Source organism: Streptomyces sp. WAC04114 (assembly GCF_019733245.1).
Classification (GTDB): Bacteria; Actinomycetota; Actinomycetes; order Streptomycetales; family Streptomycetaceae; genus Streptomyces; species Streptomyces massasporeus_A.
Genome location: NZ_JAIGQA010000002.1, coordinates 26,928 through 45,973 on the forward strand (window position 1 = coordinate 26,928; position 19,046 = coordinate 45,973).

General features: G+C 69.5%; 17 protein-coding genes. 4 read left to right on the top strand and 13 right to left on the bottom strand.

All coding sequences use genetic code 11. The features are described 5' to 3' along the window. Nucleotides 1-7: 7 nt before the first annotated feature. From K4G64_RS01005 to K4G64_RS01050, 10 genes are all read right to left on the bottom strand, one after another. Nucleotides 8-1,477, bottom strand: a complete 1,470-nt coding sequence (locus K4G64_RS01005; protein WP_221754111.1) for a hypothetical protein — start codon at nucleotides 1,475-1,477, stop codon at nucleotides 8-10. Between the two features lie 7 nt (nucleotides 1,478-1,484). Next, complete coding sequence (locus K4G64_RS01010) at nucleotides 1,485-1,733, bottom strand: ferredoxin (RefSeq protein WP_062924746.1); 249 nt, start codon at nucleotides 1,731-1,733, stop codon at nucleotides 1,485-1,487. Next, complete coding sequence (locus K4G64_RS01015; protein WP_221754112.1) at nucleotides 1,723-3,102, bottom strand: phenylacetate--CoA ligase family protein; 1,380 nt, start codon at nucleotides 3,100-3,102, stop codon at nucleotides 1,723-1,725. Before K4G64_RS01015 ends, K4G64_RS01010 begins: the two co-directional genes overlap by 11 nt. After that, complete coding sequence (locus K4G64_RS01020; protein WP_221754113.1) at nucleotides 3,099-4,085, bottom strand: BtrH N-terminal domain-containing protein; 987 nt, start codon at nucleotides 4,083-4,085, stop codon at nucleotides 3,099-3,101. Before K4G64_RS01020 ends, K4G64_RS01015 begins: the two co-directional genes overlap by 4 nt. Next, complete coding sequence (locus tag K4G64_RS01025; RefSeq protein WP_221754114.1) at nucleotides 4,072-4,749, bottom strand: hypothetical protein; 678 nt, start codon at nucleotides 4,747-4,749, stop codon at nucleotides 4,072-4,074. The genes K4G64_RS01020 and K4G64_RS01025 overlap by 14 nt, the downstream gene beginning before the upstream one ends. Continuing rightward, complete coding sequence (locus K4G64_RS01030) at nucleotides 4,746-5,435, bottom strand: class I SAM-dependent methyltransferase (RefSeq protein WP_221754115.1); 690 nt, start codon at nucleotides 5,433-5,435, stop codon at nucleotides 4,746-4,748. The genes K4G64_RS01025 and K4G64_RS01030 overlap by 4 nt, the downstream gene beginning before the upstream one ends. After that, nucleotides 5,428-7,500, bottom strand: coding sequence for a molybdopterin-dependent oxidoreductase (locus tag K4G64_RS01035; RefSeq protein ID WP_260459825.1), 2,073 nt, complete (start codon nucleotides 7,498-7,500; stop codon nucleotides 5,428-5,430). The genes K4G64_RS01030 and K4G64_RS01035 overlap by 8 nt, the downstream gene beginning before the upstream one ends. After that, nucleotides 7,497-8,552, bottom strand: a complete 1,056-nt coding sequence (locus tag K4G64_RS01040; protein ID WP_308122173.1) for a BtrH N-terminal domain-containing protein — start codon at nucleotides 8,550-8,552, stop codon at nucleotides 7,497-7,499. The genes K4G64_RS01035 and K4G64_RS01040 overlap by 4 nt, the downstream gene beginning before the upstream one ends. A gap of 30 nt (nucleotides 8,553-8,582) precedes the next feature. Continuing rightward, nucleotides 8,583-9,854 carry a TrpB-like pyridoxal phosphate-dependent enzyme gene (locus K4G64_RS01045; RefSeq protein WP_221754229.1) on the bottom strand — a complete coding sequence of 424 codons (1,272 nt, stop codon included), beginning with the start codon at nucleotides 9,852-9,854 and terminating at the stop codon, nucleotides 8,583-8,585. Between the two features lie 338 nt (nucleotides 9,855-10,192). After that, nucleotides 10,193-11,230, bottom strand: coding sequence for a ParB/RepB/Spo0J family partition protein (locus tag K4G64_RS01050; RefSeq protein ID WP_221754117.1), 1,038 nt, complete (start codon nucleotides 11,228-11,230; stop codon nucleotides 10,193-10,195). A 422-nt stretch (nucleotides 11,231-11,652) separates the two neighbouring features. Between K4G64_RS01050 and K4G64_RS01055 the strand changes: the two genes are divergently transcribed. After that, the gene (locus K4G64_RS01055; protein ID WP_221754118.1) at nucleotides 11,653-11,823 is read left to right on the top strand and encodes a hypothetical protein; all 171 of its coding nucleotides are present in this window, start codon (nucleotides 11,653-11,655) and stop codon (nucleotides 11,821-11,823) included. 323 nt (nucleotides 11,824-12,146) lie between these two features. Here K4G64_RS01055 and K4G64_RS01060 read toward each other — a convergent pair whose 3' ends face one another. After that, nucleotides 12,147-12,506 carry a hypothetical protein gene (locus K4G64_RS01060; protein ID WP_221754119.1) on the bottom strand — a complete coding sequence of 120 codons (360 nt, stop codon included), beginning with the start codon at nucleotides 12,504-12,506 and terminating at the stop codon, nucleotides 12,147-12,149. A gap of 411 nt (nucleotides 12,507-12,917) precedes the next feature. Between K4G64_RS01060 and K4G64_RS01065 the strand changes: the two genes are divergently transcribed. Beyond that, nucleotides 12,918-13,172: a hypothetical protein gene (locus K4G64_RS01065; RefSeq protein ID WP_308122174.1), complete on the top strand. Its 255-nt coding sequence runs from the start codon at nucleotides 12,918-12,920 to the stop codon at nucleotides 13,170-13,172. Between the two features lie 183 nt (nucleotides 13,173-13,355). Further along, on the top strand, nucleotides 13,356-14,687 hold the full coding sequence (locus tag K4G64_RS01070; RefSeq protein WP_308122175.1) for an FG-GAP repeat protein: 1,332 nt from the start codon (nucleotides 13,356-13,358) through the stop codon (nucleotides 14,685-14,687). A 30-nt stretch (nucleotides 14,688-14,717) separates the two neighbouring features. On the opposite strand, the gene K4G64_RS01075 is transcribed toward K4G64_RS01070, so the two are convergent. After that, nucleotides 14,718-15,563, bottom strand: coding sequence for an RNA polymerase sigma factor SigF (locus tag K4G64_RS01075; protein WP_221754120.1), 846 nt, complete (start codon nucleotides 15,561-15,563; stop codon nucleotides 14,718-14,720). A 248-nt stretch (nucleotides 15,564-15,811) separates the two neighbouring features. Between K4G64_RS01075 and K4G64_RS01080 the strand changes: the two genes are divergently transcribed. Then, nucleotides 15,812-17,623: a S8 family serine peptidase gene (locus K4G64_RS01080; RefSeq protein WP_308122176.1), complete on the top strand. Its 1,812-nt coding sequence runs from the start codon at nucleotides 15,812-15,814 to the stop codon at nucleotides 17,621-17,623. A gap of 91 nt (nucleotides 17,624-17,714) precedes the next feature. On the opposite strand, the gene K4G64_RS01085 is transcribed toward K4G64_RS01080, so the two are convergent. Next, nucleotides 17,715-18,911, bottom strand: coding sequence for a cytochrome P450 (locus tag K4G64_RS01085; protein WP_221754121.1), 1,197 nt, complete (start codon nucleotides 18,909-18,911; stop codon nucleotides 17,715-17,717). Nucleotides 18,912-19,046 lie beyond the last annotated feature (135 nt).

The window sequence follows — 19,046 nt, forward strand, 5'->3', positions numbered from 1 at the left end:
CGCGCTCCTACGGGTTCCGCTCGGCCGCACCGGACCGGAACGGCTGGTAGCTCTGCTCTTGCACCTGGGGGAAGTACTCGCGTGTGGCCTCGCCCACGACCCGCATCAGTTCGGAGTCGAGGGAGCTGGGGTCGGTGATGAGCTTGACCATGGGCGAGTCCGGCACGGCGTTCGTCAGCGGCGTCCGGCGGGCCCGGTGGATCGTGGCCAGCGAGTGCTGGGCGTTGGCCGCGTCCCGCATCTTGTAGACCGCCTGCGGCCCGTCCGGGATGCCGATCATGGACTTGGTGCCGCCGCTGCCCAGGCAGTTGCGGGGCATGTGCAGATGCTCGTGGCGCCACTGCTGGTGGGCGGAGTGCAGCTTGAACGCCTGGTCGACCACGGTGTGCCGCAGCCAGCCTTCCGGGTCGTCGTGGCGGTGTGCGTCGACGGCCCGGACGGTCTCCTCGAGCGAGGAGCCGCCGAGCGAGCTCAGCCAGGCTTCGAGGTCGTTCCACATGTGCTTGAACAGGTCCCGGAACATGTGCTGTTTGATCGACAGCGAGTGTGTACCGCTCGCGGGCCCCAGATTGGTGCGGAACTCGTGGTACTCCCCGGTGGCCAGGTGTTCGGCCATTACCCGCTGCGCGTCGACCACCGGATCGAGCAGCTCCCGGCAGGCCGTCAGGTGCTGTGCCGCCCGGCTCAGCTCCGATGCGCGGAGGGCCCGGATCGCGACTTCGAGGTGGTCGTTCGCCTCGGCGCAGAGGATCTCCGGGACTTGGTGGAGGGCGACGAACTCGCCGTGCAGGGTGCCCGCGTTCAGCTCGGTCGCGGCGACCGCGCGCGCCAGTGTCTCGGCGGAGATCAGCTCGTCGGTGCTCCGGCTTACCCCGATGGGTACCGAGGTGAGGTCGCTCTCCCACTTGGTGGCGTCGTGGCAGCCGACCCGGATGCCGTGCAGCACGCGGTACAGCGAGTCGTCGATGCTCCTGGTGGCGATGGTGGAGCGGGTCAGCTCGGGTGCGCCGGCCAGCAGCGAGCCCTTGGCGACGTCCTCCAGCCCCCGCAGGGCGTCGACATAGGCCGCGTAGCCGGCGGACTCGGAGATGCTGACGGCCGTGGCCCCCGCGGACACGCCGGCTCCGTAGATGCCGCGGGCGCCGCACATCACCGTGCCGAGCCTGCGCAGCAACCGGTGGAACCCGACGGCCCACTGGACGTACCGGGAGGCGGCCGGGATGTCGTCGGCCAGCAGGCACACCCGGGTCCTGTTCGCCAGCCGTGCCAGGTTGAGCAGACAGACCTCGGACGCCTGGAGGACGGCGCACACCGTCGAGTCGTACGTGCCCTCCGTGACTCCTCGTGCGGCCCGCGCCTCGCCGAGCAGGTCGATGCGGTGCAGTTGGTCGTAGCTCTCGGCCACCGGTCCCAGTTCGGTCATCTGCCGTCGGCCGGCGCACATGTCGGCTTCTACTGGATCGTCCAGGCTTGACATTGCGCCATCACTCCCCGCTGGGTGCCGCTGAGTACCGGATCGATTCGGTGGGACAGGATTCGAAAGCGTCGAGGACCCGCTCGAGCTCGTCGGGTGTCCCGGGCTGTTTGCACACGTAGTGGACGTCGTTGTCGAGGTCCGCGTCGAAGTTGTCGGGCGCCAGGTCGTTGCAGAGCTTGCAGTCGATGCACGTGTCATCGATCTCGAAGCGCCCGTCGATCGGAATGCGCGTGGGAAGCGGCAGTTCAACCCTCACCGTCAGTCCCTCCTCCCCCGTAGGCACTGAAGTTGCGCATCGTCGGTTTGGCCGAGGTTCGCAGTGCCGTCTCGAACCGGTCGGTGTCCAGCACACGGAATCGGGTGGCCGCTCCGAGGCGGTCACGGACCGCGGCCTCGATCGACTTCCGGGTCGCGTCGTCGGCGCCCGTCGGCGGCAGGGCGATCTCCAGGGCGTCGCCGTCGATGTCGAAGGCGAAGTAGTACGGCTCGGTGGTCATGGCGCCCAGGACGATGTCCTCGACCTCCAGCTGGGAGGTCCAGCGCTCCCCGAGCGGGATCCGGTCGCCGATCCGGCCGCGGTGCTGCAGCCGGCGCAGCGGGGAGCCGCAGGCGCACGGCGCCGCCTCGATCCGGCACACGTCGCCGGTGCGGTACCGCAGCAGCGGCATGGCCCGGCTCGCCAGCGTCGTCACGGCCAGTTCGCCGACGGAGCCGTCCGGCAGCCGCTCGCCGGATGCCGGATCGACCACCTCGAAGAACGTCCGCGTCTCGACCAGGTGCAGTTCGCGCTCGCGGCAGAACATGGCCAGCGTGTTGGTCTCGGTCATGCCGAACATCGAGTACGCGACGGCGTCCCACTGGTCGGCCAGGCGCCGCTTCTTGGCCGGCGACGCGCCCTCTCCCGCCATGAGGATCTTCGAGACGGCGAGGTCGCGCCGCGGGTCGATGCCGCGGCGCCGGGCGATCTCGCCGAGGAACAGGGCCCGCGTTCCGGAGCACACCAGGGTGGTGGCGCCGGACCGCAGCAGGGCGTCGACCATCCGGTCCGGGGTGCAGGTCGGTGAGGCCGCGCCGAGCGGCACGATGGTGCAGCCGAGGATCTCGATCGCACGGTCGAGGTCCTGGCCCACCCCGGCCAGCTCGTACGGGACGGCGATGGCCGCGACGTCCCGCTCGTCCAGGACGGCGGAGAGCAGCCCGGCGACGGTGAGGTTGTTCTCCAGCCAGTCCGCCATCGTGAAGAACGCGGCGATGGGGCGCCCGTTGCCGGTACCGGAACTCTCGTCGAACCGGATCACCTCACGCCGGGGAACGGCGAGCATGCCGAGCGGGTAGGCGGCGGAGAGATGTTCGCGCGTCGTGAAGGGCAGGGCCTCGAACGCGTGCGGGCGGCCCTGCGCGACGGCACGGGCGACCTCGGCCGGGACGTGGCCGGCGTAGAAGGGTGAGTTGCGGCAGGCGTGCTCCACGGTCGCGGCGAGCGCCTGAGCGGCCCAGGTGTCGAGCGCCTGCCGGTCCAGTGAGGTGACCGCGGCGACCTTGCGTGCGATGTCGACGCGGGAGACGAGGGTGTCGCGCAGTGTGCCGCGCGGGTCGTGGCCGGCCGGCCGGGCGAGCGTGGTCATCGGGACGCCTCCTCCAGCCTCGCCATCGCCGTACGCTCCTCGGCCGCCAGGCTGCCGACGATCGAGGCGGCCTCGTCGAGTGAGCTCCGGGCACCGGCGTCGTCGGCGTCGCGCAGCAGGTTCGCCACGTCCGTCCAGCGCTTGGCGATACGGCGGTACTCGACGGCGAGCTCGTCGTAGGCCTCGACGCCGGTCAGCTCGTGCGCCTCTTCCAGGAACTGCGCCCACAGCGTCCGGAAGAGTCCGCCGCCCGTGCCGCCTTCCTCCATGCTGGTGCCGACGGCGCTCATCGCCGCCACGGGATGGTCGAGCTTGTCGTGCCACCCGCGCATGAGGGAGCCGGCCTTCGCGATCCCCTTGAATCCCATGTTGGTGATCGGCGGGTTCAGGAAGTCCTGTGCGGCGGCCAGGATCGAGGCCCGGCAGGCCTTGGCGAGGATCGACTCGTCGTACCCGCCCGGGTTCACCCGGACCGACAGGTGGCGCGAGGACATCGGTCCCTTGGCGGACCGGGCCCGGGCCATGCTCTCCCGCGAGGTCGACTGGACACCGAGCGACCGGGTCTCGACGACGACGAACCGGTCGTCCTCGTAGCCGATGCAGGCGACGTAGTGCGCGGCGAAGTGGTGGTTCTCCCGTGCGTAGTCGAGGTGGTAGCGGTCGAGCTTGAGGCCCACCACATCGCCCTCGTCGAGAGCCTCGATCAGCGTGGCCTCGGCCTTCGCCGGTGAGGAGGTCTCCTGCGCCCGCAGCTCCAGGGAGAGGGCGTCGGCCACGTTGCGCATGAGGTGGTCGGGTTTGACCCGGCCGGCGAGGAACGGGCTCGGCATCTGCTTCGAGTGCCAGTACAGGAACGACAGCCCTTGTCCCAGCCCGAAGATGAGCGGCTCGCTCAGCTCGATGTCGTGGTTGCGGAGCATGTTGAGCAGCGCGGTGGATTCACAGTGTTCGCCGGAGTGCGGCGAGATCTCAATGACCGCCATCGCCGTGCCCCGTTCCGCCGCGCGGCGCCTCGTAGACGATCTCGAGCACGGAACCGCTGTCGTTGTTGCGCAGGTGCCCGTAGGTGTGGCCGAGTTCGTCCGCCTCGGTGAACGCGATGTTCTCGAGGTGGTCGACGTCCCGGTCGAGGACGTCCAGCAGGTAGCGGACGTCGGCGTCGGTGTGCACGTCGATGGCGACGTGCGACATGAGGCGTCCGCGCTCGCCTGCGGGGCGGTCCGCCCAGGGGCCGAACCGGCGGCAGGCGAACATCTCGATGACCCGTCCGTCGGTGAGGGCGATCGAGTTCCACCATCCCGGCGTGCCGTACTGCCGGGGCGAGATGTACGACGGCCCCATCTCGACGGTGGTGATCTCGCCGGACGCCCGGAGGTCGTTCAGGTGGGCGTTCCAGCCGAACACCTCGTCGTCGTTGTCGTAGTCGCCCATGTAGATGCCGACGTGGTTGACCCCGGCGAACTTCTCGACGACGTGGTCGGGCGCGTATCCGCACCAGGCCGACAGGTACTGCCCGCAGTCGAGGTCCCGCCAGGTGCTGGACGTCTGGAGGATCTCCTCCCAGGCCCGTCCGAAGCCGGCGCGGTCGGGGAAGCGCCCGTCGCGCGTGGCGGTGATGGCCGGCGAACTTCCCGCGAGTGCGTTCATGGCGCTTCCTTCCTGCCCGTGATGACGATCCCCATCTGCACTTCCGTCACGACGGCCGTGTCGAGCGCGGTGCCGCGCAGCAGCTCTTCGATCTCGCTCTTGACGTACGAGGAGCGGATCGAGGTGCGAAAGCCCGGGCGCATGTCGGCCGCGATGTTCGCCTTCATGAACTGGAACGTCGTCCGGTCGACGTCCCTGCGCAGATCGGAGACGCAGTACCGGCCGCCCGGCCTGAGCACGCGGTGCATCTCCGCCAGGGCGGTCCCCGGATCCGCCCATTCGTGCAGTGAGGACGCGCTGATGACGTGGTCGAAGCGGTCGTCCTCGAACGGCAGGGCCAGCACGGTGCCGCATTCGTAGCCGCATCGCTCGGCGACGCCGTAGCCCGTGGCGTTGATGCCCGCGCGCCGGAGCATCGCCGGTGAGATGTCGAGGCCGACGAGCCGGGCGGAGTCCTCGGCCTGGGTCAGCCATTCCAGGCCGAGGTAGCCCGGGCCGCATCCCAGCTCCAGGACCTCGCCGGTGGTGATCTCGGCGGCCAGGATGTCGTCGATCTTCTCCTGGAGCCAGCCGTTGTCCCGGATGTGGCGCTGCATCTCGTCGTATTTGAGGGCCAGTTCGTCGCCCTGCAGGCCCTCGTCGGTCTCCGGCACCCGGGCGGCGACGGTGCCCCGCGCGCTAGCCACGACCCGGCCCCAGCCGCCGTATTCCCACTGCTACACCTCTCATCGTCGCGCTCCCCATGTGCACGTCGGAACGGTCGTTGCCCGTCAGGAGATTGACCGAGGATCTGAGCGACTCGTCGACCGAGGCATCGCCCGGATACCACCATCCGGCGTCCGCCATCACGACGTTCGGTGCGACGGAGTCGGAGATCTTGACCGTCATGCGCACTCCGCGCGCACCGGTCCGCGTGAAGAGGTCCACCTCTTCACCGTCTGTCAGCCCTTCCCGCTCAGCGGTGTCCGGATGGACGGTCACCCGCGCCGTGCTCTGGCCGCGCGAGGTGGTCGGAAGTTGATGGAACTCGGTGTTGTAGAACTGGCGCGGATGGGCGCTGGTCATCACGTACGGCAGGGCCGGGTCCGGCTCCGGTGGGCGCCGGAAGACGGGGAACGCCTCGTAGCCCATGGCCCGCAGCCCGTGGTTCATGAGGTTCACGCGTCCGGACCGGGTACGGAATCCGCCGTCGCGGTACTTGCGGTATCGCTTCTCGTTGCGGATGTAGCCGATCTTCGTGAACTGTTCCCAGGTGAGGTCGATGCCGGCCAGTTTCGCGTCGAGGGCGGCTTCCAGCGAGGGGAAGAAGTGCTCGCCCAGGCCGAGCCGTTCGGCGAGCTGGAGGATGATCTCCTCGTCCGAGCGGCAGCCGTCGACCGTGGCGATCTTCTGCCGTGCCGCGATGTAGGAGTTGAACTCGACGATCTGGTCCCGCTCCAGCCAGCTCGACGTCGGCAGGACGACATCGGCGTAGCGGGCGGTCGGCGTCATGAACAGGTCGCACACGACGACCAGGTCCAGCTTGTTCATCGCCTCGCGGACCAGCTCGGTGTTCTCGTGCGAGGCCAGCATGTTGCTGCCGAAGATGAGCAGCGAGGTGATCGGGTACGGCGCCCCGGTCACGATGGCCTCGTGCAGGTCCCCCGGCGCGACCCAGCCGGACATCGAAAGGATCTTGTGCTTGTCCCCGCCGATCCGCTTCTCGGCCTGCTCTTCCGGGAGCAGGTCCGAGCGTGGGAAGGCACGCCGGCCCTCGATCGGCATCGGCTCCCAGATCACGTCGCCGCCGGGGGCGTCGATGTTTCCGCAGATCGCGGCGAGGATGGCGATGGCGCGGTGGGTGTCGAAGGAGTTCTCGTTCTGCGACAGACCGGTTCCGGCCTCGATGCACGCCCGTGAGGCGAGGGCGTAGGAGCGGGTGGCTTCGTGGATGAGCTCGGGTGTGAGTCCGGTGATCCGCGCGACCCGCTCGATGTCGTACGCCTTCACGTGGGCGGCGAGTTCGTCGAAACCGGAGGTGTGCGCGGCCACGAAGTCGTGGTCGTACCAGCCCTCGTCGATGACGGTCTTGATCATGCCGAGGGCCAGTGCGCAGTCGGTGCCCGGCTGGATCGCCAGGTGCAGGCTTGAGCGGGCGGCGGTCCGCGTGCGTCGCGGATCGACGGTGATGACGCGACTGCCTCGTTCGACGGCTCGCAGCAGCTTGACGCCGATCACGCCGTCCGAGTGGGTGCTGGGCTTGTTGCTGCCCCAGAGCAGGACGACTTCGGGGTCGCCGTCGTAGTCGCAGAAGGTGAAGGCGCCGTACGTCATGATCGAGGCCATGACCCGCGGGTAGAAGCACACGTGGGCCGGACCGACCACGTTCGGCGTCCCGATCGCGTTGGCGAGCCGGAACACCCATTCCTGGTAGTTGCGGTCGGTGCCCTGGCCGAGGACGACGGACTCGGGTCCGTGCCGGCCGATGGTCGCGGCGAGTTCGCCGGCGATCCGGTCGAGGGCGGTGTCCCAGCCGACCGGTTCGAACGTCCCCGAGCCGCGCGGGCCGGTCCGGACCAGCGGCGTCGTCAGCCGGTCCGGGCTGCGCAGCAGGTCGAGTGAGGCCTTGCCCTTGATGCAGAAGTAGCCCTCGCTCGTGGGATTGTCGGGGTCCCCGTGGATGTCGGTGGGGACACCGTCCGTGAGCTCGACGATGGCGCCGCATCCGCCGTGGCACATACGGCACACGGACCTGGCCCGGGTGATCGTCAAGCCGGCTCACCCGCCCGTTTGGCGGCCGACACGAGCAGCCTTTCGAAGGCGGCCTTTTCGGCGTCGGCGATCGAGTGCAGCAGGGACGCGACGGCTTCCAGTTGCCGTCGCCCGTCGTCCGCGTCGCGGTAGGCCATCAGCAGGTCGATGGCCTGGTCCCACTGCCGCTGCACAGCGCCGAAGTCCTTCACGAAGGGGTCGAGTTCGGGGTCGTCGTACCGCCGGCGGGCCTCCAGCAGGAACGCGCGGTAGAGCTTGCGGAAGTTGGCTCCGCCGGTTCCCGCGAAGCGCCAGAAGCGGCCGACACCCGGCACCGTCTCGTCCGGGGAGGCGAGGGTGTCGCTCCATCCGGCGATCTCGGAAGCCGCCCGCCGCATGGCGCGCAGACCGAATCGGGGACCGCGGTCCTCGGTCATCCGCTGCGCGGTCAGCCGGATGGCGTTCCAGATCTGTTCGCGCAGGACCGCGTCGGTGTCGGTGGTCAGACGCTCCGGCAGCTTCTCGACGTACAGGTGCAGGTGGGGCGACGGCATGAAGCCTTCGTCGGAAGCGCGGGCTCGGCGCAGCGACTGCGTCGGGAGGGTCTGTGCCCCTCCCTGCTGATCGGTGTCGACGACGTGGGCGAAGGAGTCGTCGAGCCCGTACACGGCGATGTAGTGCGACGCGAAGTGACTGCGGGACGAGAAGTAGTCGAGGTGGAAGATGTCGACGGACACTCCCACGACGTGTCCCGCGGCCAGCAGTTCCGTCGCTGCGGCGGAAGCCGATTCGGGGTCGGGTGAGCGCGATTCGCGCAAGGTCGCACCCAGGGCCGCGCAGGCGTTGCGGGACAGCAGGGCCGGCTCGATCCGGCCGGTGAGCATCGGCGTGCCGCGACCGGGATCCGGCGCGTCCCAGTATTGGAAGTCGATCCCCTGGCCGAGGCCGAACAGCATGGCTTCGGATATTCCGGCGCCGGCATGGTGGAGCATGTTGCGGAGGGTGGTCGTCTCGCAATGAACGCCGAGCTGGGGCTGAAATGTCGCCAAGCGCATATGGCTTCCCAATCGCATGGAGCGAAGATGCCGTGAACGATGGTGCGGCTATGCGTCGAGCAGGACTTCGTTGTATCCCTGCAGATCAAGGAATCCGGAACCGCTGGCCAGGACCACGATCACCGGTTCGGCGTTCTCCGCGTCGGCCTTCGCCACGACGTCCAGGGCCGCGGCGACCGCGTGACCGGCCTCGGGGGCGAGCAGCAGGCCTTCGGTCTGCAGCAGTAGCCGGCCGGCCTCCAGCGCCGTCCGCTGGTCGAAGGCGACGGCGTCCAGGACGCCCTCGCGCCGGAGCAGGCTGACCAGGGCGGAGCTGTGGTGGTTGCGCAGGCCGCCGACGTGATTGGGCGGGGGGATGAAGCTCTCCCCCATCGTGTAGCCCAGCACCTCGGGCGTGTAGCCGCCCAGGTCGGTGCGGCCGTATGCGTAGACGCCCTGGGTGAGCCGGGGCGCCGCCGTGGACTCCGCGGCGAGGAAGCGGAGGTCGGCTCCGTCGGCCTTGGCCCGCAGGTGAGGGCCGATGAGACCACAGAGGTTGCTTCCGCCGCCCGAGCACGCGATGAGGTGGTCGCCGCGCCCGTCGACGCCCAGGTCCTCGCCGTGGGTGGTCTTCAGCTGCTGTGCGACCTCGAGCCCGAGCAATGTCTGATGGAGGTAGACGTGTGGCATCCCGCTGCCGGCGAGATACGCGGCGGCGGGGTTGCCCAGGGTGTGCTCGATCGCGTCGCTGATCGCGGTGCCGAGGCTGCCGGGGTGGTCCGGGTTCTTCCCGAGGATCTTTCGTCCGATCGCCGTGTGGGTCGACGGCGACGGCCGGACCTTGGCCCCCAGGAGCTCCATGTAGTGACGCCGGTAGGGCTTCTGGTCGAGCGAGCACCTCACCATGAAGATCTCGGCCTGGAGACCGAACATCTTCGCCGCGAGCGCGACGCTCATCCCCCATTGGCCCGCCCCGGTCTCGGTGACGAGGGTCGTCCGCCCCTCTTCGGCCGCGTAATACGCCTGGGCTATGGCGGTGTTCAGTTTGAAGCTGCCTGTGGGAAGGACGTCTTCACGCTTGAGGTAGATTCTCGCGCCGGTACCGAGATGCTTCTCGAGCCGGTGCGCCCGGTGCAACGGTGTCGGCCGGCCCGCTTGCCGCAGCCGCTCCGTGACCGGCTCGGGAATGGCAATCCATTGCTCGTCCGAACCGTTTTGCTCGACGAGGACTCGCGGCCGAATCTTGGCCGCTATTTCCGTCGCCGTCGGGCTTCCGGAATCCCTGATTTCGGGCATGGGGGCCGGCAGATCCGCCAGGAAGTTGTACCAATGGGTTGGCATTCCCGGTAATGATGAACCGCTAGGAACAATGGGTTGAGGCACGGGTGACTGCTCATGCCCAACTTGGCCAGGACTATACGAAGTCACGTTCCCCCCGCACCCCGCTTCAAAATTGTGTGAGTCAGCGTACAAACCGTTCGAGCACCGCGCAACCGTTTGAACTCAAGTCGCACATTCAACAATCGCGGCGGAACACAGAAAGGCTTTTCCTGCCGAATCTGTTACGCCGGCGTTTCACACGGCCGCCCCGGAGAATCCAGGAGATGATCTCGACGGAATCAACCGGAAGCGACGAATCCGCGGCGTCGGCAATGACGTTTGACGAGCCGGCCGGACATCTACGCGTCAGCTTCCCGGGAATTGATCCGCTCCGTCAACGATTCCGCCAGGAGCTGCCAGCTCTCGGCGTGGTGCCGTGCCAGCTCGGCGATCAGGGGTGCGCAGTGGATCGGGACGCTGCTCGCCATCGCCGCCCAGTCGTGGGGCTGTGTGGCCGAGGGGTCCAGTGTCCGCAGCAGCTTCCGGCCCACCTCGGTGAACCGGAGCGAGGGGTCGGCGCGCAACCGTCTCACGGCCAGTGGGAGGTCCGCGTTCCCCGCCTTGGGACGTTTCACGAGCGCAGGGCGGCCGGCTCCGGGCTCCCGGACCGGCCCGTCGCCCGGCTGCTCCGTCGGCGGCGGCTCCCCCGGAAGTGCGCGGGCCCGCTTTCGCGCGTCCTTCGCCGTGGTGAGCGAGATGCCCGCGGCACGCGCCACCTCCTGCGCGGACGCGCCGGGATGCGCGGCGAGGTACACCAGCGCGCGGCTGCGGCCCTCGGCCGCCGCGAGGGGGTAGGCCACCCCGTCTCGCCCGACTCGCACCGCGGTCGGGTGCGGAAGTTCCGCACCCGACCGTCGCCTGAGCGCCGCGACGGTCTTGTCCGACAGGCCGACGACCCCCGCCAGCCGCCGGTTGGACCACTCCGGGAAGTCGGCGAGCATGTGCAGGGCCGCAGCCTTGCGGTCGGCGAGGGAGAGCGGCAGTCCGTGGTTGCTGTTCAGCTTGACCGCGAGCACGAAGGCCTCGCGCTCGTCGCCGTTGAAGAGCACGGCACTGATGTGCGTGGCGCCGCTGTTCTCCACCGCCCTGAGCCGGTGCACACCGTCGATGACGGTCATCGTCTTGCGGTGAATGACGATCGGCGGCAGTTCGGAGCACACTTCGGCGAGCGCGTCGATGTGCCGTGGGTCCTCCCCGACGGTGCGGAGTGAGCCCACGACCGTGATTCTGCTGATCGGCACCTGGGTGATGTCCGACAAGCGTCCGCCCAGATGCGGGTCCATACGGCGTAAGTGCTGTTGCACCGGCTTCTGTACGGATACGGAGATGTGGTCCATCGCTCTTCCTCCTCAGCAATCCCATGGGACCCACCGGCTGTCGTACGACTCATCCGGTTGCGGATGTCGTCAGGCAGCGCGGCGAACCACGGGCCGAGGAAAGGAAGAGCCGTCATGGTCCATCGGAAAGGTGAACAACATCGAGTCTCCCCCGTGACGCAATGCCGAGAACCGACTCCCGAACCCTGTCAGGAGGATCGGATCGGTGCAAGGCTTCTGTCATGCCGTCCTGTTGACGAAGCCGCCACTTTCTTGATCGCTGATCGAGTGGCGACCGGAGTGCAAAGCTCCCCCCGCGGGCGGAATGATCGGCTCCCCTCGAACGGACGGAAATATCCCCGCAGTTGGACGCATGATCTGCCGTGGCGCTCCGGACCGCGCAGCCAGTTCTCTTGGCCTGCGTGAAGAGCAAAGGAGAGATCGTGGAGACGACGGAAGCCGCCGATTCACAGGTAGTTCCGTGCGATCCAGAAAATGTTCAAAATTCGACCAGTACTCCGCTCCTTCGGCGCCTCTTCGGTGAATTCACCTACCGCGTCATGATGTCGCTGGTGGGGCTGACGGCGGGTGCCGGGGCGTTGTACCGGGGTTGAGCACCTGTGCGCCCTGCCGGCGCCCTCCCGTTCGGGTACGGGAGGGCGCACGGTCGAGCGCATGGGGGTCGGCGGGGAAGCGTGTGAGGGTCGAGGGGACGGCACGGACTGCCCGAACGGGGAGGTGCTCGACGTGGGGGCGGACGACCCCCGGTGCGAGGAGTGCCGGCACCACTGGGAGTTGGACGCGTTGGAGCCGGAACGCAGGGCGGTTGAGGACGAGGAGCCGACGCGGCCGTTGGGCGCTCCGGGCGAGGCCGGTCACGACAGCGCCGCCTGGAGCCCCCCTTCACGGTCGTGCGCTACCGGCACGGCCGCCCCGGTCAGTGGTCGGAGTAGCTGAAGTCCCCCACGGTCCAGGCACTGATGTCCTCGATCGCGACGCGGAACATGCCGCCCGTCTCGGGGATTCCCACAGTGCCTTGCAGAATCCGCGCGACATGGAAGTGCAGATGCGTGGGCGGTCCGTCCTCCTTCTCCGGGCTTTCGAAGGCGGCGGAGAACTCACCCAGGCGGGGGGAGTCCGTCAGCACCTCCGACACCCGCTGCCGCCACATGGCTTCGGGGGCCAGTCGACCGGTGATGACGGCACCACCGGTGACCACGGTCAGGGACATCTGGCTGCTCTGCCCGGACTCCACGCGGGCGGCGATGTCAACGATCAGCTCGTCAGGCTTCGACATGAGAGCGGATTCTATGCTCCGGGCCGTCGCGGTGGTTCGGGTGGTGCCACCAACGGGAGCCACCAACGGGTCGGACAGGCGCGTACGGGTCTCTTGCGCGGACTCACGGCGCCACCCGCCCGGTGGCCGGGCGGCACGCGACCGTACGTCCGCTCGTCGCCCGACGGGACATGTCCGGGACCACCCTCCCTCGGCTCCGGCGCGGGTCGCCCCACGGGGATTACCGGTCGGTAACTTATGGGGTATGGCATAGAACATGCAAGACCTCCCCGGCCGAAGGGGCTTTTCCGGTGATCTTCTTGCGCTGCCGCACGCCTCACGCCCCGCGGCGGGTACGTCGTCTGCGCACACGACGACGTCGAGACGTACGAGGAGACAGCCCATGTACGCAGTGATCCGCCGGTACGAAGGGTGACCGAGCCGGCCGAGGCCGGACGTCGGGTGAACGAGGAGTTCTTGCCCCTGCTCCGCCAGGTCCAGGGTTTCGTGGCCTACTACTGGGTCGATGCCGGGGACGGGGTGATGGTGTCGACGAGCGTCTTCCAGGACCGGTCCGGCGCCGAGGAGTCGACCAGCAGGGCGAAGGACTTCGTCCGGGACCGGCTGGCCGCGCTGCTCCCCCAGCCGCCCCAGGTCACCGCCGGCGAGGTCGTGGCCGCTTCGTAGCGGCCGCACCACACCCGGCAGGCCCACCGAGGTTGCCGGCCCGTCTTACGATTCCCCCGACTGCGGCGCGCGCCGGGTGCGCCGAACGGGAGGGGATCCGGTTCATGGAGAACAGACGTGGCCTGTACGGCGGATGGAGAACGGGGGCGCTTCTGATCGCCGTCGTCGGCATCGCTGCTGACGGTGACGCCCGCGACGGCGCACGGGGCGGCGCCCGGCGACATCAACGGTGACGGCTACCGCGACGCCGTGCTGCCCGCGCCGGGTGCGAACGTCGCCGGCAAGTCGGGAGCCGGTGCCGTGGTCGTGCTCTACGGGGCGAAGTCGGGGCTGTCGACGTCCCGGCGGGCGGTTATCACGCAGAACACGGCGGGGGTGCCGGGTACGGCCGAGACGGACGACCGCTTTGGTGCCGCGACCGCGACGGCCGATCTGAACCGGGACGGCTACGCGGATCTGGTGGTCGGCGCCCCGAACGAGGACACCGCACGCGGCCGTGACGCCGGCACCGTGTCGGTCCTGTGGGGCAGCAGGAACGGGCTGACGTCCGGCACCGACCTGCCGACCGCGACTCCCGGGGCGTTCTACGGCAGAGACCTGGCAGCGGTGAGTGCCGGTCCCGGTGAGAGGACCGAGGTGCTCGTCGCCGGGTACGAGGGGGCGATGCACTTCACGGGGCCGTTCACCCGCGGCGGCACCTACGGGGAGGCCGTGGAGAACCGGGAAACCCCCTCCGTGCACAGCGTCGCGCTGGGCGAGTTCGGCCCGGCCGGCTCGCTGGACGAGGTGATCGTCACCGTACGGATGAGCGACTTGAGCGGCGGAGAGGTGTACGTCAACCCCGTCATCGCAGGCGCGCAGCAGAAGGGCAACGGCCTGCTCGCGGCCGCCGGGGACGTCAACGGTGACGGACACGCCGACCTCGTCACCGCGGACCCGGACGAGCCGGACGGCGCAGCCGACGGTGCGCGCGGCGGCCGCCTGCTCGTCTGGTACGGCTCAGCACGTGGCATCGCACGGGAAGCCGAGCCGGTGCAACTCACCCAGAACACCCCCGGTGTTCCCGGGGCGAGTGAGAAGGACGACGGATTCGGCAGTTCCCTCGCCGTGGCCGACCTGAACCGGGACGGACTGGCGGACATCGTGGCCGGCTCGCCGGGGGAGGATACGGGCACGGCGAACGCCGGGCAGGTGACGGTCGTCCCCGGCCGCCGCACCGGCGCTCTGGGCGACGGCGCCTACGCCTTCACCCAGAACACCGCCGGCATCCCGGGAGCCGACGAGACCGAGGACGAATTCGGCACCACCGTGGCCGCGGGCGACATCGACAAGGACGGCAGGCCGGAGCTCTTCATCAGCGCCGTGATGGAGAACTCCTCCACCGGAGCGGTCTGGGTTCTCCCGGGCGGCTCCGGCGGGCCGACCGCCAGGGGCAGCCGGATGATCACCTCCTCGTCCGTGGGTCTCCCCCAGCGGGAGAACACCCAGTTCGGCGGCACCGCCCTTCTCGGATGATCCGGCGCGGGCGCGTCGTCCGCCGTGGAGTCAGCTGGTGGTGAGCATGCCCTCGCGCAGCCGGGCCAGGCAGCGCGAGAGCAGGCGGGAGACGTGCATCTGGGAGACGCCGAGGCGTTCGCCGATCTGGGCCTGGGTGAGTTCGTCCGCGAAGCGCCATTGGATGATCTGCCGGTCGCGCTCGTCGAGTGCGGCGATCATCGGTGCCAGTGCGTGGAAGTCCTCCACGAGTTCGAGAGCCCGGTCGTCGACGCCGATGAAGTCCGCCAGGGCCGTCTCGCCGTCCTCGCTGCCGCCGATCGCCGCGTCCAGGGAGGTGGAGTTGTAGCCGTTGGAGGCCAGCCGGGCCTCCCTGACCTCGTCCTCGGGCAGGCTCATCAGCTCCGACAGTTCCTTCACCGTCGGGGTGCGGCCCAGGCGGCTGCGGAGTTCCTCGGTGGCGCGGGCGAGTTGGACGCGGGCCTCCTGCAGCCGGCGCGGAACGTGCACGGCCCAGGTGGTGTCGCGGAAGAACCGCTTGATCTCGCCGACGATGTAGGGGATGGCGAAGGAGGTGAACTCCACCTCCCGGGTCAGCTCGAACCGGTCGATGGCCTTGATCAGGCCGATCATGCCGACCTGGACGATGTCCTCCATCTCCTCCGGCCCACGGCTGCGGAACCGCCCCGCCGCGAAGCGGACCAGGGACATGTTCATCTCGATCAGCGTGTTCCGTGCGTACTGGTACTCGGGCGTGCCCTCCTCCAGCGCCGCGAGCTGGTCGAAGAACAGGCGCGTCAGCTGCCGGGCGTCCTTCGGTGCCATCCGCGAGGGCTCGGCGACCTCCGGCAGGCCATCCACGTCCGTGTCCGTCTTCGCCGTCGTCACTGTCGCCACGATGCTTCCCTCCCCTATCACTGCACGCTGTCGGCCTCCCGCGGGCTGACGAACGCGCGTGTACCCCGGCATGTACAGAGCATGCCCCCTTCCGCGATCCGGAGTGAAGTCATTTACTTGTCTCCCCTTGACGATCAAAGCGCCGCAGGCCCTTCCCTTGTCATGCCCTCATCTGAAATCTTGCGTCGACCCATTCGACCCACGGCCCGGCGGGCACCACCCCTTGCCCCGGGCTCTCGGAGGATGCTGTGACCACCCCCCGCATATCCCTGCGCCGTCTCAGACGGTCGCTGCTGTCCGTCGCCGCCGCCGGAGCGGCCCTCGCGCTCGCCACGCCCGCCGGAGCCGCCGACGTGGACACCGGCCTTCCGCCCGGTCCGGCCGTGGCCCGCGCCGCCGTGCCCGCAAAAACCGCCGCCGGGTGGGCCGCCGGGACCCGCTCCTACCTCGTCGTCACCGCTCCCGGTGACACCACCGCCGCCCGCAACGCCGTCGCGGCGAGCGGCGGTTCGGTCTTCGCGCACTACGACGCGATCGGCGTCGTGGTCGCCCACTCCTCGTCGGCCGGCTTCGCCGCCGCGATGCGCTCCGTCGCGGGCGTGCAGAAGGTGGGCGCGACCCGCACCTCGGACGTCCCCGCCGACGCCTACTCCCCCACCCTGCCGGCCGCACCCGGGCAGTCGTCGACCACGCTCACCGAGACCGCGCGGTGGGACATGACCAGGATCAACGCCGACAAGGCCTGGGCCGTCAGCACCGGCTCGCCGTCCGTCACGGTGGGCGTCCTCGACACCGGAGTGGACGACCGGCACCAGGACATCGCGCCCAACTTCGACACGGCGGACTCCGTCTCCTGCGCCTACGGCAAGGCCGACACCCGGGCCGGCGCCTGGCGTGACGTCGGCAGCCACGGCACGCACGTCGCGGGCACCATCGCCGCCGCGAAGAACGGCAAGGGTGTGGTCGGCGTCGCGCCGGGCGTGAAGATCGCCTCCGTGCGCATCGCGGAGCCGAGCACGAGCATGTTCTTCGCCGAGAACACCATCTGCGGCTTCATGTGGGCCGGTGACCACGGCTTCGACGTCACCAACAACAGCTATTACACGGACCCCTGGATGTTCAACTGCCCCGACGACCCGGACCAGGCGGCCATCATCGAGGGCGTGCGCCGCGCCCAGGAGTACGCGGAGGGCAAGGGCTCGCTCCAGGTCGCGGCAGCAGGCAACTCCAACTACGACCTGGCGAACAAGCGCAGCGACAGCTCCAGCCCGAACGACTCCACGCCCGTCAACCGCACCATCACCAACGCCTGCATCGACATCCCGACGGAACTGCCGGGCGTGGTGACCGTGGCGGCGATGGGCAACGGGAACATCAAGGCGTCGTACTCCAACTTCGGCCGGGACGTCATCGACGTGGCGGCCCCGGGTGGCGACGGAGCCTACGGCGTCTACTCCACGCTTCCCGGCGGCAAGTACGGGAACATGAACGGCACGTCGATGGCCTCCCCGCACGTCGCCGGTGTCGCCGCGCTGCTGAAGAGCGCCGATCCGGCCGCCACCCCCGCCGATCTGCGCGCGCGGCTGGGGACCCAGGCCACGGACACCGCGTGCCCGTCCGACAGCCGCTGCACCGGCACCACGGCGAAGAACGCCTTCTTCGGGGAGGGCCAGGTCGACGCGCTGAAGGCGGTCGGCGGCACCACCCCGCCGCCCGGCCGGTACTTCGAGAACACCGCCGACGTCACCGTCGCCGACAACGCCACCGCGGAGTCACCGCTCACCGTGACCGGTGTGGCGGGCAACGCCCCGGCCGCGCTGAAGGTCGGCGTGGACGTCAAGCACACGTACCGCGGCGACCTGGTGCTCTCCCTCGTCGCCCCCGACGGCTCGGTCTACTCCCTGGAGGACTTCGCCGACGGTGACAGCGGGGACGACGTGGTGAAGACGTACACGGTGGACGCCTCGTCGGAGACCGCGTCCGGTACGTGGAAGCTGCGTGTCCGCGACATCGCGGCACAGGACACCGGACGCATCGACGCCTGGAACCTCACCTTCTAGCGGGAGGCTCCCCCCGAGTCCGTGAACTCCTCGCGGCAGGGCTGCGTCAGCGCCTCGCCGCGAGGAGCAGGACCGGGGATGCCCCGCGCCCTCACCACGTCACGGGCAGCTCCAGGGGGAAGCGCCGGATGGTCCGGGTGTCCCAGAGCACCTCCTGGGCCGGTACGGCCAGCCGCAGTTCGGGGAGGCGGGTGAACAGGACCCCGATCGCGGTCCTGAGCTCCGCGACGGCGAGAGTGCTGGCGACGCAGTGATGGCCGCCCCAGCCGAACGTCATATGAGGGTGGGAGGCGCGGTCGACGTCGAGGGCGTCGGGATCGGCGAACACCTTCGGGTCCCGGTTGGCCGCCAGATAGGAGACGTGCACGAAGTCACCGGCGCGGATCAGCACTCCTTCCAGCTCCACGTCCTCCAGCGCGACGCGCGGGATGCCGACGCCCTTGCGGAAGGGGATGTGCCGCAGGAGTTCGTCCAGCAGCCGGGGAAGCCGTTCGGGGCTGCGCCGCAGCAGCTCGTGCAGCTCGGGGCGGGTCAGCAGGGTGTAGGCGATGTTGCTGATCTGGCAGGTGGCCGTGTCGTTGCCGCTGAGGATGAGGGTCAGTGCCAGGACGGCCAGTTCGTCGTCGCTCAGGGGCTCCTCCTCTTGATCGCCGGCGGCCAGGGTGGTGATGAGGTCGCTGCCCCCGTCCTTGCGGCGTTCGGCGACGAGCGTGGTGAAGTAGGCGCGCAGGTGCTGTTTGGCCTCGGCCGCCGTCTGCCGGGCTTCGGGCGCGGTGGTCAGCATCTGCTGAGTGCGGAGCAGCATGAGGGGCCGGTCCTCGTCGGGTACGTCCAGCAGTGCGCAGATGGTGTGGTTGGGCAGCGGCTCGGACAGGCCACGGGCCAGGTCGGCCGGCGGACCCTGCGCGACCATCTCGTCCACGAGCCGGTGGGCCACCTCTTCGATGGCCGGCGTCATGCGCTTCACGCTGCTCTGGGTGAAGGCCCGGGCGGCGGCGTGGCGCAGCCGGGTGCCGCGCGGCGGGTCCATGACGTTGATCGATTCCGGGGAGACGATCGGCTCGGGAGTCATCCGGGGGTAGTCGCGGCCGACGATGGCGGCCCGGCTGAACCGGGGGTCGGTCGTCACCTGGCGTACGCCGTCGAAGGTGGTGACGAGCCACGCCTCGGCCTCGCCGTAGGGGAGCCGGATACGGCTGACGGGGCCGCGGGCCATGAGCTGTGCGAGGGACGGGTCGAACTCGAGTTGCTCGCTGTGGTCGAAGGGGCAGGCGGCGGTGTGAGCCATGTGTGCTCCTGAGTCCGTGCGGTGGTGCGGCCATGTGGGCGGAACCGGTCGGCACGGGCCACGGCCGCCCCGCCCGTGGGGGACATTTCGCATAGTGCGGCAGAGCGCCGCTCCATGCATCCAGTGCCGGGGCAG